General features: G+C 70.5%; 16 protein-coding genes. 5 read left to right on the top strand and 11 right to left on the bottom strand.

Annotated elements, in window-relative coordinates; genetic code table 11:
* Positions 1–88: 88 nt before the first annotated feature.
* The 4 genes from greA to MET9862_RS02360 all read right to left on the bottom strand — a co-directional run bounded on the left by greA (position 89) and on the right by MET9862_RS02360 (position 3,735).
* Positions 89–550: a transcription elongation factor GreA gene (gene greA / locus MET9862_RS02375; RefSeq protein WP_142581504.1), complete on the bottom strand. Its 462-nt coding sequence runs from the start codon at positions 548–550 to the stop codon at positions 89–91.
* 45 nt (positions 551–595) lie between these two features.
* Positions 596–1,582 carry an acrylyl-CoA reductase (NADPH) gene (acuI, locus tag MET9862_RS02370; RefSeq protein ID WP_142581503.1) on the bottom strand — a complete coding sequence of 329 codons (987 nt, stop codon included), beginning with the start codon at positions 1,580–1,582 and terminating at the stop codon, positions 596–598.
* A 185-nt stretch (positions 1,583–1,767) separates the two neighbouring features.
* A complete protein-coding gene (locus tag MET9862_RS02365; RefSeq protein ID WP_142581502.1) occupies positions 1,768–2,355 on the bottom strand; it encodes a hypothetical protein in 588 nt (195 codons plus the stop codon).
* Positions 2,356–2,553: 198 nt separating this feature from the next.
* On the bottom strand, positions 2,554–3,735 hold the full coding sequence (locus tag MET9862_RS02360; protein ID WP_244612527.1) for a cell wall hydrolase: 1,182 nt from the start codon (positions 3,733–3,735) through the stop codon (positions 2,554–2,556).
* Positions 3,736–3,961: 226 nt separating this feature from the next.
* On the opposite strand from MET9862_RS02360, the gene MET9862_RS02355 reads away from it, so the two are divergent.
* Both MET9862_RS02355 and MET9862_RS02350 read left to right on the top strand, forming a co-directional pair.
* On the top strand, positions 3,962–5,161 hold the full coding sequence (locus MET9862_RS02355) for a glycosyltransferase family 61 protein (RefSeq protein WP_185156723.1): 1,200 nt from the start codon (positions 3,962–3,964) through the stop codon (positions 5,159–5,161).
* Between the two features lie 316 nt (positions 5,162–5,477).
* The gene (locus MET9862_RS02350) at positions 5,478–5,753 is read left to right on the top strand and encodes a hypothetical protein (RefSeq protein ID WP_142581500.1); all 276 of its coding nucleotides are present in this window, start codon (positions 5,478–5,480) and stop codon (positions 5,751–5,753) included.
* Between the two features lie 121 nt (positions 5,754–5,874).
* Here MET9862_RS02350 and MET9862_RS02345 read toward each other — a convergent pair whose 3' ends face one another.
* On the bottom strand, positions 5,875–6,411 hold the full coding sequence (locus tag MET9862_RS02345; protein ID WP_142581499.1) for a hypothetical protein: 537 nt from the start codon (positions 6,409–6,411) through the stop codon (positions 5,875–5,877).
* A gap of 109 nt (positions 6,412–6,520) precedes the next feature.
* Between MET9862_RS02345 and MET9862_RS02340 the strand changes: the two genes are divergently transcribed.
* On the top strand, positions 6,521–7,906 hold the full coding sequence (locus MET9862_RS02340; RefSeq protein WP_142581498.1) for an aminotransferase: 1,386 nt from the start codon (positions 6,521–6,523) through the stop codon (positions 7,904–7,906).
* 12 nt (positions 7,907–7,918) lie between these two features.
* Here the strand turns inward: MET9862_RS02340 and MET9862_RS02335 are convergent, their stop codons facing one another.
* Positions 7,919–8,389: a hypothetical protein gene (locus tag MET9862_RS02335; RefSeq protein WP_142581497.1), complete on the bottom strand. Its 471-nt coding sequence runs from the start codon at positions 8,387–8,389 to the stop codon at positions 7,919–7,921.
* Positions 8,390–8,592: 203 nt separating this feature from the next.
* Between MET9862_RS02335 and MET9862_RS02330 the strand changes: the two genes are divergently transcribed.
* Together MET9862_RS02330 and MET9862_RS02325 are read left to right on the top strand one after the other, a co-directional pair.
* Positions 8,593–8,805: a hypothetical protein gene (locus MET9862_RS02330; RefSeq protein ID WP_142581496.1), complete on the top strand. Its 213-nt coding sequence runs from the start codon at positions 8,593–8,595 to the stop codon at positions 8,803–8,805.
* Positions 8,806–8,896: 91 nt separating this feature from the next.
* Positions 8,897–9,823: a metallophosphoesterase gene (locus MET9862_RS02325; protein ID WP_142581495.1), complete on the top strand. Its 927-nt coding sequence runs from the start codon at positions 8,897–8,899 to the stop codon at positions 9,821–9,823.
* Between the two features lie 182 nt (positions 9,824–10,005).
* Here the strand turns inward: MET9862_RS02325 and rpsI are convergent, their stop codons facing one another.
* From rpsI to MET9862_RS02300, 5 genes are all read right to left on the bottom strand, one after another.
* The gene (gene rpsI, locus MET9862_RS02320) at positions 10,006–10,485 is read right to left on the bottom strand and encodes a 30S ribosomal protein S9 (protein WP_142581494.1); all 480 of its coding nucleotides are present in this window, start codon (positions 10,483–10,485) and stop codon (positions 10,006–10,008) included.
* Between the two features lie 2 nt (positions 10,486–10,487).
* Positions 10,488–10,949: a 50S ribosomal protein L13 gene (rplM, locus tag MET9862_RS02315; RefSeq protein ID WP_142581493.1), complete on the bottom strand. Its 462-nt coding sequence runs from the start codon at positions 10,947–10,949 to the stop codon at positions 10,488–10,490.
* A 192-nt stretch (positions 10,950–11,141) separates the two neighbouring features.
* Positions 11,142–11,696 (bottom strand): CoA-binding protein, encoded by a 555-nt coding sequence (locus MET9862_RS02310; protein WP_142581492.1) that lies wholly within the window; start codon positions 11,694–11,696, stop codon positions 11,142–11,144.
* 73 nt (positions 11,697–11,769) lie between these two features.
* The gene (locus MET9862_RS02305) at positions 11,770–12,243 is read right to left on the bottom strand and encodes a cupin domain-containing protein (protein ID WP_142581491.1); all 474 of its coding nucleotides are present in this window, start codon (positions 12,241–12,243) and stop codon (positions 11,770–11,772) included.
* A gap of 113 nt (positions 12,244–12,356) precedes the next feature.
* The gene (locus MET9862_RS02300) at positions 12,357–13,946 is read right to left on the bottom strand and encodes a catalase (RefSeq protein ID WP_142581490.1); all 1,590 of its coding nucleotides are present in this window, start codon (positions 13,944–13,946) and stop codon (positions 12,357–12,359) included.
* Positions 13,947–13,957: the final 11 nt, after the last annotated feature.

Genomic DNA, 13,957 nt, shown 5'->3' with positions numbered 1-13,957 from the left:
CGCGGGTCCAGGGCGGAGCCCTGGGATATCCGCAGGGGCTTTGCCCCTGCACCCCACCAAAGGGATGATCCCTTTGGGATCCCGGACCTCAGGCGATCTTGGTGATCTCGACCTCGTGGCCGTTCACCTCGACCACGTCGCCGACGCTCTTGCCCGTGATCGCGCGCGCGAGCGGGGCGACATAGGAGATCGAGCCCTTCGCCGGATCGGCCTCGTCCTCGCCGACGATGCGGAAGGTCTGGGCACTGTCGTCCTCGCGCAGCACCGTCACGGTCGAGCCGAAATGCACGGTCTCGCCTTCAACGCGCTCGACGAGCTGGGCCGAGCCGAGGCGCGCGGTCCAGTAGCGCAGGTCGCGCGCGACGCGGGCATTGCCGGCCTTGTCCTCGGGCGCGAGCCGGCCGACCTCGTCCTGCAGGCGCGCGACCTCGGCCTCGATCCGAGCAAGGCCCTCGGGGGTGACGAAGTTGGTGTGCGGCGAGATCGGACGGTCCGGCAGGTCCTCGAAGGCCTCGCCACCTTCCTTCTCGCGGACGAATGCAATGCTCATGAAGCAGGCAACGCGGCCTCAAAGGCCGCGGTTCCTGCCGCGCGGTCAGGCGACCGTCACCACCGTGCGCCCGCGCACCTCGCCCGCCAGGATCGCCTCGCCGAGCCGTCCGACCTCGGCGAAGCCGACCGTCGTCGTCATGGCGGCGAGCTTGGCGAGGTCGAGCTCCCGGGCGAGGCGGCTCCAGGCCTCGCGGCGCTTCGGCTGCGGGGTGGTCACGCTGTTGATCCCGAGGAGCGCGACGCCGCGCAAGATGAAGGGCGCGACGGAGGACGGAAGGTCCATGCCCTGCGCAAGGCCGCAGGCCGCGATCGCCCCATCCGCCTGGGTCTGGGCCAGGAGGTTGGCGAGCGTCGTCGAGCCGACGGCATCGACGCCCGCGGCCCAGCGCTCCTTGGCGAGCGGCTTGCCGGGGATCGACAATTCCGCCCGGTCGAGAATCTCGGCCGCGCCAAGCCCGCGCAGGTAGTCGGCCTCGGATGCGCGGCCCGTCGAGGCGATGACGTGCCAGCCGGCGCGCGCCAGCAGCGCCACGGCCACAGAGCCGACACCGCCGGAGGCGCCGGTGACGATGGCGGGGCCCGCCTCGGGCTTGAGCCCGTGCGCCTCGAGGGCCATCAGGGCGAGCATCGCCGTGTAGCCGGCGGTGCCGATCGCCATGGCCTGGGCCGGTGTCAGCCCCTCCGGCAGCGGTACCAGCCAGCCGCCCTTCACCCGCGCCCGCTCGGCATAGGCGCCGAGATGGGTCTCCCCCACGCCCCATCCGGTGAGCACCACCGCATCGCCGGGCTTGTAGGCGGGGTCCTCGGAGGCCTCGACCACGCCCGCGAAATCGATGCCGGGAATCATGGGGAAGCGGCGCACCACGGGAGAGCGCCCGGTGAGGGCGAGCCCGTCCTTGTAGTTCAGGCCCGAATGGGTGACGCGCACGGTGACGTCGCCCTCCATCAGCTCGGTCTCGTCGAAGTCGCGGAAGGTCAGGCTCTGGCCCCCCGCCCCCTTCTCGATCACCCATGCCTTGAACGTCGCCATGTCCGACCCTCCCGGATTGTCCGGGATCTAGAGCGCTCCGGTCCGAAGGGGATGCCGGCTCGGTGACAGCGCACGCGGAATCGAGGGCTGCGCGGGCCGCGGCGATGCGGACCGGATGGCGCAAATGCGAAGAGGCCGGCGCCGTCTCCCGGCGCCGGCCCCTCGACCGATCGGATCGGCCGAACTCAGTAGCCGTCGTAGAGGCTGCCGCGGGAGAAGCCGAGGCCGACACCGATATCGGCCGAGCTGGCACCGGTAATGCCGAAGGCGTCCGGGATCGAGCCGACGAGGGGTGCGGGCCCGTAGCCGCCGCCGTAGCCGCCGTAACCACCCACCGGCACCCAGCCGGAACGGGCGGGCGCCACCAGCACGCGGCGGCTGACGCTCGCGTATTCCGGCGGGATCGTCTCGGGGATCGTCGCGCCCGGGCGCACCAGCACGCGGCGGGTCTGCACGGCGAAGCGCGGCGGCGTGTTGACCCAGCAGCCGATCAGCTCGCCATAGGGCCCGCGGCGGGTCGTCCAGACGCGACCGCCGGGAGCCACCATCACGCGCTCGGAGACGGTGTCGTAGACCGGCGGGACGCTGCGGTAGACGGTCCGCGGCGGGCGCACCAGCACGTTCTCCTGCACCGTGTCGAAGACCGGCGGCGTGGTCACGTGGCGATAGCACTCGGCCCCGTAGCAGCCGCCGGCCTGGGCCGGGCCTGCGAGAAGGGCGAGGCCGCCGAGCGCGGCGAGCAGGCTGGAGATGCGTGCGACCGGGGCGGTCATGGATTCGGCTTCCTCTGGAACGCGGATACGGCAGGATCGGATGGAGCGCGAAGGCTCGCACCCATCTCGACGTGCAGAAGGCGTCGGGGTTGCCGGACAAGCAAGCCTAATCCCGATTCAGGGTAAAATTAACCCTCGGGATCGACTGCTTAGGAGGCCTATACCTAAGTAAATTTACGCCGAAGAAAGCTGTGAGAATCAGGTCTGGCCTGGTTTCAATGTGTAGAAGATGTGCCGGCCGATGACATCCATCTTGCGCAGGCGGCGCGACCAGCCGGGGCGCACGTAATCGGCGTGGTAGTGGGTCGCGGCGCCGACCTCGCTGAGATAGGTCCGCCCCTCGATCACCGATTGCGCGACGCGCGTCGCCGTCTGCCAGGAGGCCGCGTCGGTGATGCGCAGGGACTTGCCCTCGCAGGCGAAGGAGAACTGGCAGCCCATGAAGCGGTGGCGGTTCTGGTAGACGACGCCGCAGACATTCGTCGGGTAGAGCCCGCTCTTCACGCGGTTGAGCACCACCTGAGCCACCGCCGCCTGCCCGGCCTCGGGCTCGCTGCGGGCCTCGAAATAGACCGCCTCGGCCAGGCAGCGCTGCTCGCGCTCCATCGCGTCGGGGCTGATCAGGTCGGCGTAGCGGCTGCGTCCGGCCTCCGCGAGGGGCAGAGCCGGCGGCGCCGGGCGAAGGGCGATGTCCGGCAGGGCGAGGCTCGCCGCGGCGACCTCGACGGGGATGGCGTCGGCGGGCGCGGGCGTGGTCGAGGAGAGCGCCACGGCGCGCGGGACCGGAGGCGTCGAGCCGTCATGACGCTCGGAATCGATCTCGGCGGTGGTGTCTGCGCGGCCCTCGCCCGTCGAGGCGGCCGAGCCGATCCCGGTGGTCAGGCCGAGATCGGGAACCGGCACGAAGGCGTTCTCCGGCTCCAGCTCCGGGTTCCAGGTGGCGGAGCCCGGGGTCAGCACACCGCTGACATTGCCGGTGACGTTGCCGAAGATCAGGGCGCCGGGCGCGTCGCGCAGGCCCCTGGCCCGGCGCTCGAAGCTCGGGCGCGGCGGCCGGGCCGGATCGCCCTTGCCCGCGCGCTGCACCGCCGGGAAGACGCGGGCCTGCACCTTGAGGTCGGCATGGAGGGCGGCCTCCCCGAGGGACCGCGCCGGCAATGCGTCGGCCCGCTCGATCAGGAGGTCGTGCGCGCCGTCGCGGCGCGGCACGGCGCCGATCAGGCTCACCCCCGGCGGCAGGGCCGGGACGACGCGCAGGTCGCCCGCGGCCATCACGTTGGAGCCGAGGGCGCTCTCGGTGCCCGCGGACGCCGTGAAGGAGACCAGCAGGGTCAGGGCCGCGGCCCAGGGCGCCATGGCCGATACCATGGGGGCGATCATGGCGGAGGAGAGCCCGCGCAGGCCCGTTCCGCGTCGTCCACGTCTCGTCTTCACGGCGAACGCAACCTGTGACGGCAACCGAGCGGTCCGCGTCCGGTGAAGAACAAGCGGCACCATGGGTTTTATTGACCGGCATGGTTGCAGGACCGTTAAGCCCTGCACGCGCAATCCGCCCGGCGCTTTCCCGCGTGCGGCGCCGGCCCGGCTGTGCCATCACCCGCCCCCGATGACCGAGTACGTCTCCTGCGCGCCGGACGCGCTCTATCCCGAGAACAGGCCCGTCGAGGAACCCGACGTCGTCGCGTTGCTGCGGCAGCGCGCGCCGGCCGGAACGGCGCTCGCCGAACTCTATCCGGGCTGGTCCTACGATTGGCCGATGCCGGAGACCCTGCACCTGCGCGGCGCTCCGGCCCCTGAGGCGATGGTGCAGGCCTTCCGCGACGCGCCCGCGGCACGCGGCGTCGCGCCGCCCTCGGTTCTCGTCGTCCTGGAGGAGGTACGCCTGCGCCGGAACGTGCTGTTCCAGGGCCGCACGGTCCTCTACGAGACCCACCTCCTTCAGGAACGGTACATGGCCGGTCCGCTCGTCCTCGACGACGACGCCGAACCCGGACCCGCCGGCCCCGGGCCGTATCTCTACGTGGGCAACCAGGGGTCCTTCAATTACGGGCACTGGCTCCTGGAGGACCTGCCGCGCCTGAAGGCGGTGGAGGTGCTGCGGCGTCTCCATCCGGGCAAGACCGTGACCCTGGTCCTGCCGCGGCAGGACTGGTTCAACAACCGCATGCGCGAGCGCACGAGCCGGTTTTTCGCCGGGGGGCCGCTCGCGATCGTCTTCCTCGATCCCGAGACGACCTACCACTTCCCGCGCCTGCACTACGCGACCCCGGTGAAGCACCTCGGCATCGCGAAGTCGCCCGACGCCATGGCCGAAATCGACCGGCGTCTCGCACGGCCGGCCTCCGGGCTGCGGCCCGCCCTCGCCGGCGCCCGCCTCCGCGCCGCCCTGCGCGGCCGCCGGGCCCTCCGCCTGTTCATCGACCGCAACCCGTTGCGCGAGCGCGTCCTCCTCAATCGCACGGACATCCACGCCCTGGTGCGCGCCCGCGGCTTCGAGATCCTCGATGCCGAGCGCCTGGGCGTGCCGGATCAGGCAGCCCTCTTTGCTCATGCCGAGGCGGTGGTCGGCATCAAGGGCGCGGGGCTCGTCAACACGGTGTTCTGCCCGCCCGGCACCCCGGTGGTGCACCTCGCGCCCGAGACCTTCCAGGACCCCTATTACCGCGACATCGCCGCGGCCCGGGGCCAGCCCTACCACGCCCTCTACGGGCGCGCCGCGGAGAGCGCCCAACGGGACCACCTGCGGGACTTCACCATCGATCCGGCCGACCTCGCGGGCCTGCTCGACCGCATCGGCCTGCGTTGAGGCCCCCTCTCCGCCGCGTCCGAGCGAGGACCTGCCCGAACGACGTCCTGATGGCGCCGCTCGAGACGCCGGCGCATCGCGGCCGCGCCGCCCGCCCGGGCAGGATTGACAGGGAAGCGGAGCGGTTTAAGGGGGCGGCGTGGCCCCGCCGGAGCCTCCGCCCGGCCACCTTCCACGGAACCCGTAACCCCATGCCAAGCGACAGTCACAGTCGATCGACCGCGCCGTTCGCGCCGGTCGCGGCCCGCCTGGGCGCCTGACGGGGCGCGCCTCGCGGACGTGGCTGCGCGAGCGGCCGGTCCCAGCGAGGTGCACCATGACCCTTCTCAAGCTGATCCTGGCCGTCCTCCCGATGGCGGCCGCCACCGCGCATGTCCGGACCGGCCCGCAGACCGCCCCGGCCGCGACCCCGCCGCGGATCGCGCCCCGGCCGCGCCGCGACCTGCGGGCGGCCTGGAGCCTCGATCCGGTCACCGGCAGGCTGGTGTGCCGCTGGACCGGCGACGACGCCGCGCCGGGCGCGCGATGCCCCGTGGCCGCCCTGCCGCGGCGGCCGGTGCCGGTCTCGGCCGGCCTGCGGCTCGCGGCCTAGAGCGCTCTGAAGCTGAAGCGGCGACCGAAAGCGCGCAGAAACCACGCCTTGGCGCCGCCTTCGATTGCAACGCGATCGGGGACGGCGCCAGGCGCCTCTCTGCCGAACGGTCGCGAGCCCCTCAGGCGGCCCGCACCGCCTCGATGTCGAGGGTCGGCCCCTGCGGGGTCATGCGCGGGCGCGACACGATGCGATCCTCCGGCGTCAGCACGCCGAGGGGTACGTCGCGGTCGGGTAGAACCACCGTCGTCGTCTTGTTGACGTGGACCAGCACGTGCCGGCCCTTCGGGATCGAGGCGGCGGCCCAGCGCTTGAGCTGGCCGTAATAGGGCTCACGCCGCCACGCATTGGCCTGGCCGGGATCGACCTGCACGTTCATGTTGCGCGTCGCCGGATCGAGGGCGAGCACCATCTTGGCCTTGTCCGGCTTCCATTCGGGCCCGAGCCAGCTCTCGGTCATCCACAGGCAATGGAAGGCGCGGCAATGGTCGGGCCGCGCGGCATGGATCGCGCACCCCCGGCCCGCCAGCGTGTGCCGGCACCATTGGCCGGCGACGCTCTCGACCGCGGGGACGTCGTAGACCTTGCAGCACAGGGTGCACGGGCCGCAGGCCCGGCCCGGCGCGGGCGTGGCGACGATCTGGGCGGGGTCGTGCATCCGGTTCGGTCCATGCGCCGGGCGGTGATCCGTCCGGGGTCTACCGGGGTTACTGGGCCGGGATCGGGCCGGTAGTGTGGCGAAACGCGTTCACGCCACCGGACCTGCCATGCTGTCGAACCTCGCTGCCCGCGACGTCGAAACCCTGCTCCACCCCTACACCAATCTCGACGCCCACCGCAGCGCCGGCCCGCTGGTGCTGGAGCGCGGAGAGGGCGTGTTCGTCTACGACACGGCGGGCAAGCCCTATATCGAGGGCATGGCCGGGCTCTGGTGCACGGCGCTCGGCTACTCGAACGGCGAGCTCGCCGAAGCCGCCTACGCGCAGATGGGCCGCCTTCCCTTCAGCCATCTGTTCTCGGGGCGCAGCCACGACCCGGCCATCGAGCTCGCCGAGGTGCTGAAGGGCCTGATGCCGATTCCGACCTCGAAGGTGTTCTTCACCTCCTCCGGGTCCGAGGCCAACGACACTCAGGTCAAGCTCGCGTGGTACTACAACAACGCGCTCGGCCGCCCGCGCAAGAAGAAGATCATTGCCCGGCAGCGCGGCTATCACGGGGTCACGGTGGCGAGCGCCTCGCTCACTGGCCTCACCGCCAACCACGCCGACTGGGACTTGCCGCTTCCGGGCTTCCTCCACAGCGCTTGCCCGCACCATTACCGATTCGCGGAAGCCGGCGAGAGCGAGCGCGCCTATTCGGAGCGTCTCGCCGCCGAGCTCGAAGCGCTGATCCTGCGGGAGGACCCCGAGACCGTGGCGGCCTTCATCGCCGAGCCGGTGATGGGCGCAGGGGGCGCCCTGGTGCCGCCGGAGGGCTATTTCGAGGCCGTGCAGGCGGTATTGGGCAAGTACGACGTGCGCTTCATCGCCGATGAGGTGATCTGTGGCTTCGGCCGGCTCGGCACCTGGTTCGGATCGGAGTCCCTGGGCATCCGGCCCGACACCCTCTCCTTCGCCAAGGCGGTGACCTCGGGCTACGTGCCGCTCGGCGGCGTCAGCGTCGACGAGCCGCTCTACGAGGCGATGCTGGCCGAGAGCCGCAAGCTCGGCACTTTCGGCCATGGCACCACCTATTCCGGGCATCCGGTCGCCTGCGCGGTGGCGCTCAAGACGATCGAGATCTATCGCCGCGAGCGGATCGTCGAGGGCGTGGCCGCCAAGGCGCCCCACTTCCAGAGCCGCCTGTCGCGCCTCGCCGAGCACGAGATCGTCGGCGAGGCGCGCGGGATCGGCCTGATCGGCGGGCTGGAGATCGTCGCCGACAAGACCAGCAAGGCGCAGTACGAGCCGAAGGCGGGCGTCGCCGCGCGCTGCGTCGCCTTCGCGCAGGAGGAAGGGCTGATCCTGCGCTTCCTGGCGGGCGACCGGATCGCGGTCTGCCCGCCGCTGATCATCGCGGAGGCCGAGATCGACGCCCTGTTCGACCGCCTGACCCGGGCGCTCGACCGGACCCGGGACTGGATCCGGGCCGAGGGCCTGCAGGCCGCCGGCTGAGGGCCGGCCCGGTCAGTTCGCGGTTTCGGCCAGTTCGTAGCTCGCTGTGCCGTTGATGAAGAGGATGTCGGTCCCGGTGCCGCGCCGTTGGACGTTGCTGTTGATGCGCACGGATTGCAGCCGGCACTCCGCGTGAAAGGCGTCCTTCAGCGTCGCGCATTCCCGCGCGGCCGTGCCGTAGATCGCCTTGCGAACCGCCTCACCGAGTTGGAGCTGCTCGTCCGAATTGCTGCCCGCCGGGAGCGGCACCTGCACGGAGAGCGACGACTCGATCCGCAGCGGCTGCGGGGAACGCTGTCCGGCAAAGGCCGGGCCGAAGCGGCTCGGCATCGGGTCGGCGGCCGCCGGCCCGGCGAAGCACAGAAGCGGAGCGGAGACGACGAGGACGCGGGCGTGGCGGCGCAAGGCGGAGATCCATCGGAGCGCGAGGCTCGCACCCTGCATCTGCGCTCGTCTACGCAGCTCTAAAAGAACCGCGCGCATTCGTGCGATCGATCATCCTCCGGACCCCGACAGAGGAATCAATTCGTCCTCCTGGGTGGGGGCTTTAGGTATATTGCATTTATAGACATGCGGGGCGTGGAAGGGTCATCTCTTAAGCCGGCATTCAGGTTGCCGGCGCTTGAATCCACCCTGCGGCCGACGTTCCGCCGTGCCGCGCCACGCAACCGTCAGCAGGACCCCCGATGTACCCCCCGCGCGAGACCCAGGCCGACGCCTCCGAGAGCGATCGTCGCCAGATGGACCAGACCGAGGCCCGCTGCGGCTTCCGGCCCCTCGCCCTCCCGGCGCTCGCCGCCGCGACCCGTGCTCCCGCCACCGTGAAGAAGCCCGCAGCCGAGACCGCGGCCCGTCGCGGCATCCTCGACCTCGTTCACGAGGATGCGCCGATCCTCTGATCGGATCACGATTCGGCCATAGCGGGCTGGTTGGTTGGAATGCTGCGGCGCGATAGGGTCGCGCCGCCTCGTTCCCCCTGAAGGACCTTCGATGCTGATCCTGCCGAGTCGGCGGCAGTTCCTGACCGGCCTCGGCGCGACGGCGACGACGCTCGGCCTCTCGACCGCGACCTACGGCATCGGCATCGAGCCGCTGCACCGGCTCGTGGTGACCCGCTACGCGCCCGCCCTGCCGGGCTGGACGGACGGCCCGGCTCTGCGCATCGCCGTGCTCGCCGACTTCCACGTCTGCGAGCCGTTCATGTCGCTGGACCGCGTCGCCGAGATCGTCGCGGCCACGAACGCGCTGAAGCCCGACATCGTCCTGCTGCTCGGCGACTACCCGGCCTCGCGCCGCATCGCCTGGCGGCCGGTGCCGCTCCTCGATTTCGCGCGGGTTGTCGAGGGCCTGCGCGCGCCGCTCGGCATCCATGCCGTCCTCGGCAACCACGATTACTGGGACGACGAGGCCGTGCAGATCGCCGGCCACGGGACGCCGGAATCGCGCCGCGCGCTCGAGGCGCGGGGCATCCCCGTCCTGGAGAACGACGTCACCCGCTTCGTGAAGGACGGCCGTCCGTTCTGGCTCGCCGGGCTCGGCGACCAGCAGGCCTTCATGAGCGAGGAGACCGACGGCGGCGTCGACGACCTGCCCGGCACGCTCGCCAAGGTGACGGACGACGCGCCCGTGCTGCTGATGGCGCACGAGCCGGACATCTTCCCCAAGGTGCCGTCCCGCGTCGCGCTCACGCTCTCCGGCCACACCCATGGCGGCCAGATCCGCCTGCTCGGCCACTCTCCCGCGATCCGGCGGGTGGACGGGCTCGACCTCTCCTACGGCCATGTCGTCGCGGGCGGGCGCCACATCATCGTGTCCGGCGGCTTCGGGATGAGCCGCCTGCCGGTGCGCATCGGCGTGCCGCCCGAGATCGTGCTGATCGAGCTCGGCCGCCCGCCCCTCACCGCAGCCGCGATCTGAGTCCCTTCGGTGAGGTGTCGGGGCGAAGCCCTGACCTGCATCCCCCAGGGCTCTGCGCCTTGAACCCGCGAGAGGGATGATCCCTCTCGACACCCGGAAAAACGAAAAAGACCGGCCCGGGCGATGCCCGAACCGGTCCCTGGACTGGACGCCCTCGAAGGGGCGCCCCGATCGCTGGCGTCTTAGCGCTTCGAGAACTGGAAGCTGCGGCGAGCCTTGGCGCGGCCGTACTTCTTACGCTCGACGACACGGGCGTCGCGGGTGAGGAAGCCTTCGCGCTTCAGCGGGCCGCGCAGCTCCGGCTCATAGTAGGTGAGCGCCTTCGAGAGGCCGTGGCGCACGGCGCCGGCCTGGCCCGAGAGGCCGCCGCCGGCCACCGTCACGACGATGTCGTACTGGTCGACGCGGTCGACGATCTGCAGCGGCTGGCGCAGGATCATGCGCAGCACCGGACGGGCGAAGTAGGTTTCGACCGGGCGCTTGTTGACGGTGATCTGGCCGGAGCCCGGCTTGATCCAGACGCGGGCGACCGCGTCCTTGCGCTTGCCGGTGGCATAGGCCCGGCCCTGCGCGTCGAGCTTCTGCACGTGGACCGGCGCCTCGTTCGTGGCGTCGGCGACATTCGCCCGGTTCAGATCGGCGAGAGACTGAAGGGTCGCCATGATCAAGCGCTCACGTTCTTACGGTTGAGGGCGCCGACGTCGAGCGTCTGCGGCTGCTGGGCTACGTGCGGGTGCTCGGCGCCCTTGTAGACGCGGAGGTTGCCGAGGATCTGACGGAACAGGGGGCCGCGCGGCAGCATGCGCTCGACGGCCTTCTCCACGACGCGCTCCGGGAAGCGACCTTCGAGGATGAACTTGGCCGTGCGCTCCTTGATGCCGCCCGGGTAGCCGGTGTGATGGAAGTAGCTCTTCTGGTTGTACTTCCGGCCGGTGAACTTCACCTTCTCGGCGTTGATGACGATGACGTTGTCGCCGCAATCGACGTGGGGCGTATAGGCGGCCTTGTGCTTCCCGCGCAGGCGCATCGCCACGATCGAGGCGAGACGACCCACGACGAGGCCCTCCGCGTCGATCACGATCCACTTCTTGTCGACGTCGGCGGGCTTCAGCGAAGTGGTCTTCATGGCCAAATCCCGTGGCGTTCGGTGGTGTGTCGAAAAACGAGGCGCCGCCGCGGCGGGGCCGCGGCGGCGATGGCGGGTGCATAGCCGGGCAGGCCGGCAAGGTCAACGGAAAAGTTGAGCGCCCTCGGAAGGAAAAGCCAACATCTCCAAAGGGTTCACAATAACGGTATCAAGATACCGTACATTCTGCCGCTATCCGCGCGACTCGATGGTCAGCTTCTGCACGCCCTTGGGCGAGAGCTTCGGCTTCCGCGCGCTGATGATGCGCGAGTTCACCCCCGTCCAGCCGATCTCGCCGGAGAGGCGGCCGTACTCGATCTTGGGGCAGCGGTTCATGATGACGGCGACGCCCCTCGCCTCGGCCCGGGCGGCGGCCGCGTCGTCGCGCACGCCGAGCTGCATCCAGATCACCGTCGGCGGCTGCGGCAGGGTCAAGGCCTCGTCCACGAGCGGGCCGGCCGCCGCCGAATTGCGGAAGATCTCGACCATATCGACGGGCCCGGACAGCGCGGCGAGACTGCCGACCACGCGGCGCCCGAGCAGCTCCTGGCCGGCCAGCCCCGGATTGACCGGGGTCACATCGTAGCCGCGGTCGAGCAGGTACTTGAGCACGATCCAGCTCGGCCGGGCGGGATTGGCCGAGGCACCGACCAGGGCGACGGAGCGCGTCGCCCGCAGGATGGCGCGGATCGCCTCGTCGGCATAGCGGTCGTGCCGGTCGGCGTTGGGGTTGGGCGTCGCGGTCATGCGGCCGGTTGTCGATGCTTCGCCGCCGCTTCGCAAGAGCGGCCTCCCCCCGCAAGCGAGCCGGATACGACGCTTATTCGAGGCTGCTCCAGCCCGAAAATCCCTCCAGCGGCTCCTGATCGTAGCGCGCCATCAGGGCTTCCATCGCCGCCTCGTCCGACAGGCGGTCGGTGGCGGAGAGTTCGGCCAGCCCCTCGAAGAAGCCCTCACGCGCCAGGGCCGGCGTGAAGCTCAGGGTGAAACAGACCGGCGCGTCGCTGCGGTTGCAGAAGGCATGCGGCTGGCCGGGCGGGATCAGCACGAAATCGCCGGGGCCGAGGTCGAGGCTGTGGCCCTCGATCCGCAGGGTGAGGCGGCCGGAATGGACCTCGAAGGTCTCGGTGAGCCGGGCATGGCGATGCAGGCCGGCGCCGGGAGAATGCGGCGCCAGCTCGATCCGGTAGATGCCGAGCGCGTCCCGCGTCGCACCGCTGCGGGCGAGGTAGCGCACCTGCATCCCGCCGATGGTGACATTGGGGGCACCCCCCGCCCGATAGACCTGACCCATCGCGTGATTCCCCTCGAACGTTCCAGTCGTCGATGTGGGGACGCGCGGCGCCAAACGAAAACCCCGCGCGGCGGGAGCCGCGCGGGGCAGAAGGCTTCGATCGGGCGCCGCTGTTACTCGGCGGCGACCTTATGGGACTGCGTGCCGTCCGTGTAGGTCTCGGCCTGGAGGCGCTTGTGCGGGGCGGCGCGGCCCGGCAGCGGCGGCAGGGCCTTGGCCTTCTCCAGGTCGATGCCCGCACCCTCGGCGACGCGGCGGCCGTAATCCTCGTCGGCGTGCCAGAAGTGCCAGACCATCCGGAGCTGGATGGGCTCCGGGCACTGCTTCATGTCGGCCACGAGGTTGGCGATCAGGTCCTCGCGCTCCCAATCCTCGAAGGAGCGGTAGCGGGCGCCGGCCTGGGCGTAGTCGTCCTCGGCGCGCGAGGTCTGGTAGCGGCCGAGATTGCCGCTCACCGGCTGGTGATAGTCACGGGCCGGCTTGGGCGCCTCGCGCAGGCCCTCGGCCAGGGTCGAGGGCTCATAGTTGATGTGCCGGTTCGGGCCCGTGCCGTCGACCTGATAGGTCATCACGCCGTCGCGCTGGTTCGAATAGACCTTCACGCCGGGCTGCGGCGCGTTGATCGGCAGCTGCAGGTAGTTGGCGCCGACGCGGTAGCGCTGCGTGTCCGAGTAGGACAGGGTCCGGCCCTGCAGCATCTTGTCGTCCGAGAAGTCGATGCCGTCCACGAGCACGCCGGTGCCGAAGGCCGACTGCTCCACTTCCGCGAAGAAGTTGTCGGGCACCCGGTCGAGCACCATGCGGCCGCACTTCAGGAGCGGGAACTGGTCCTCGGGCCAGCGCTTCGTGTCGTCGAGCGGGTCGAACGAGAGATGGTCGTTCGGGCCGTCCGGCATGATCTGCACCGCGAACTCCCACTCGGGGAAGTTGCCGGCGGAGATGTTGTCGTAGAGGTCGCGCGTCGCGTGGCCGACATCCTTGGCCTGGATCTCGGACGCTTGGGCCGAGGTCAGGTTGCGCACGCCCTGCTTCGGGATCCAGTGGAACTTGCAGAGCACCGCCTCGCCCTGGTCGTTGACCAGCTTGTAGGTGTTGACGCCCGAGCCCTCCATCTCGCGATAGTTGGCGGGGATGCCCCAGGGCGACTTCAGCCAGGTCACCATGTGGATCGACTCCGGGTGCTGGGCCACGAAGTCGAAGAAGCGCCACGCCTCCTGGCGGTTGGTCACCGGGTCCGGCTTGAACGCGTGGATCATGTCCGGGAACTTGATCGCGTCGCGGATGAAGAAGACCTTGAGGTTGTTGCCGACGAGGTCCCAGTTGCCCTCGACGGTCTTGAACTTCACCGCGAAGCCGCGCGGGTCGCGCTCGGTCTCGGGGCTCTCCTTGGCGCCGGCCACGGTCGAGAAGCGCACGAACATCGGCGTCTTCACGCCGGTCTCGTTGAGCACGCGGGCGCGAGTGTACTTGGAGGCCGGCTCGTCGCCGATCTTGCCATAGGCCTCGAACCAGCCATGGGCGCCGGCGCCGCGGGCATGCACCACGCGCTCCGGAATGCGCTCGCGGTCGAAATGGGTGATCTTCTCGATGAACTGGTAGTTCTCGAGGGTCGCCGGGCCTCGCTCGCCGACCGTGCGCAGGCTCTGGTTGTCCCGGACCGGATGGCCCTGGCGGGTGGTCAGGATCGGGCGTTGATCGCTCATGCCTACCGTCT

Source organism: Methylobacterium symbioticum (assembly GCF_902141845.1).
GTDB lineage: Bacteria > Pseudomonadota > Alphaproteobacteria > Rhizobiales > Beijerinckiaceae > Methylobacterium > Methylobacterium symbioticum.
Note: the sequence above shows the minus strand (reverse complement) of the source record. Positions and strands in the feature narration are given on the sequence as shown.

Excerpts from the sequence above, each read along its gene's own strand:
- greA (WP_142581504.1), bottom strand. The coding sequence starts at position 550 with ATGAGCATTGCATTCGTCCGCGAGAAGGAAGGTGGCGAGGCCTTCGAG.
- acuI (WP_142581503.1), bottom strand. The coding sequence starts at position 1,582 with ATGGCGACGTTCAAGGCATGGGTGATCGAGAAGGGGGCGGGGGGCCAG.
- MET9862_RS02365 (WP_142581502.1), bottom strand. The coding sequence starts at position 2,355 with ATGACCGCCCCGGTCGCACGCATCTCCAGCCTGCTCGCCGCGCTCGGC.
- MET9862_RS02360 (WP_244612527.1), bottom strand. The coding sequence starts at position 3,735 with ATGATCGCCCCCATGGTATCGGCCATGGCGCCCTGGGCCGCGGCCCTG.
- MET9862_RS02355 (WP_185156723.1), top strand. The coding sequence starts at position 3,962 with ATGACCGAGTACGTCTCCTGCGCGCCGGACGCGCTCTATCCCGAGAAC.
- MET9862_RS02350 (WP_142581500.1), top strand. The coding sequence starts at position 5,478 with ATGACCCTTCTCAAGCTGATCCTGGCCGTCCTCCCGATGGCGGCCGCC.
- MET9862_RS02345 (WP_142581499.1), bottom strand. The coding sequence starts at position 6,411 with ATGCACGACCCCGCCCAGATCGTCGCCACGCCCGCGCCGGGCCGGGCC.
- MET9862_RS02340 (WP_142581498.1), top strand. The coding sequence starts at position 6,521 with ATGCTGTCGAACCTCGCTGCCCGCGACGTCGAAACCCTGCTCCACCCC.
- MET9862_RS02335 (WP_142581497.1), bottom strand. The coding sequence starts at position 8,389 with ATGCGCGCGGTTCTTTTAGAGCTGCGTAGACGAGCGCAGATGCAGGGT.
- MET9862_RS02330 (WP_142581496.1), top strand. The coding sequence starts at position 8,593 with ATGTACCCCCCGCGCGAGACCCAGGCCGACGCCTCCGAGAGCGATCGT.
- MET9862_RS02325 (WP_142581495.1), top strand. The coding sequence starts at position 8,897 with ATGCTGATCCTGCCGAGTCGGCGGCAGTTCCTGACCGGCCTCGGCGCG.
- rpsI (WP_142581494.1), bottom strand. The coding sequence starts at position 10,485 with ATGGCGACCCTTCAGTCTCTCGCCGATCTGAACCGGGCGAATGTCGCC.
- rplM (WP_142581493.1), bottom strand. The coding sequence starts at position 10,949 with ATGAAGACCACTTCGCTGAAGCCCGCCGACGTCGACAAGAAGTGGATC.
- MET9862_RS02310 (WP_142581492.1), bottom strand. The coding sequence starts at position 11,696 with ATGACCGCGACGCCCAACCCCAACGCCGACCGGCACGACCGCTATGCC.
- MET9862_RS02305 (WP_142581491.1), bottom strand. The coding sequence starts at position 12,243 with ATGGGTCAGGTCTATCGGGCGGGGGGTGCCCCCAATGTCACCATCGGC.
- MET9862_RS02300 (WP_142581490.1), bottom strand. The coding sequence starts at position 13,946 with ATGAGCGATCAACGCCCGATCCTGACCACCCGCCAGGGCCATCCGGTC.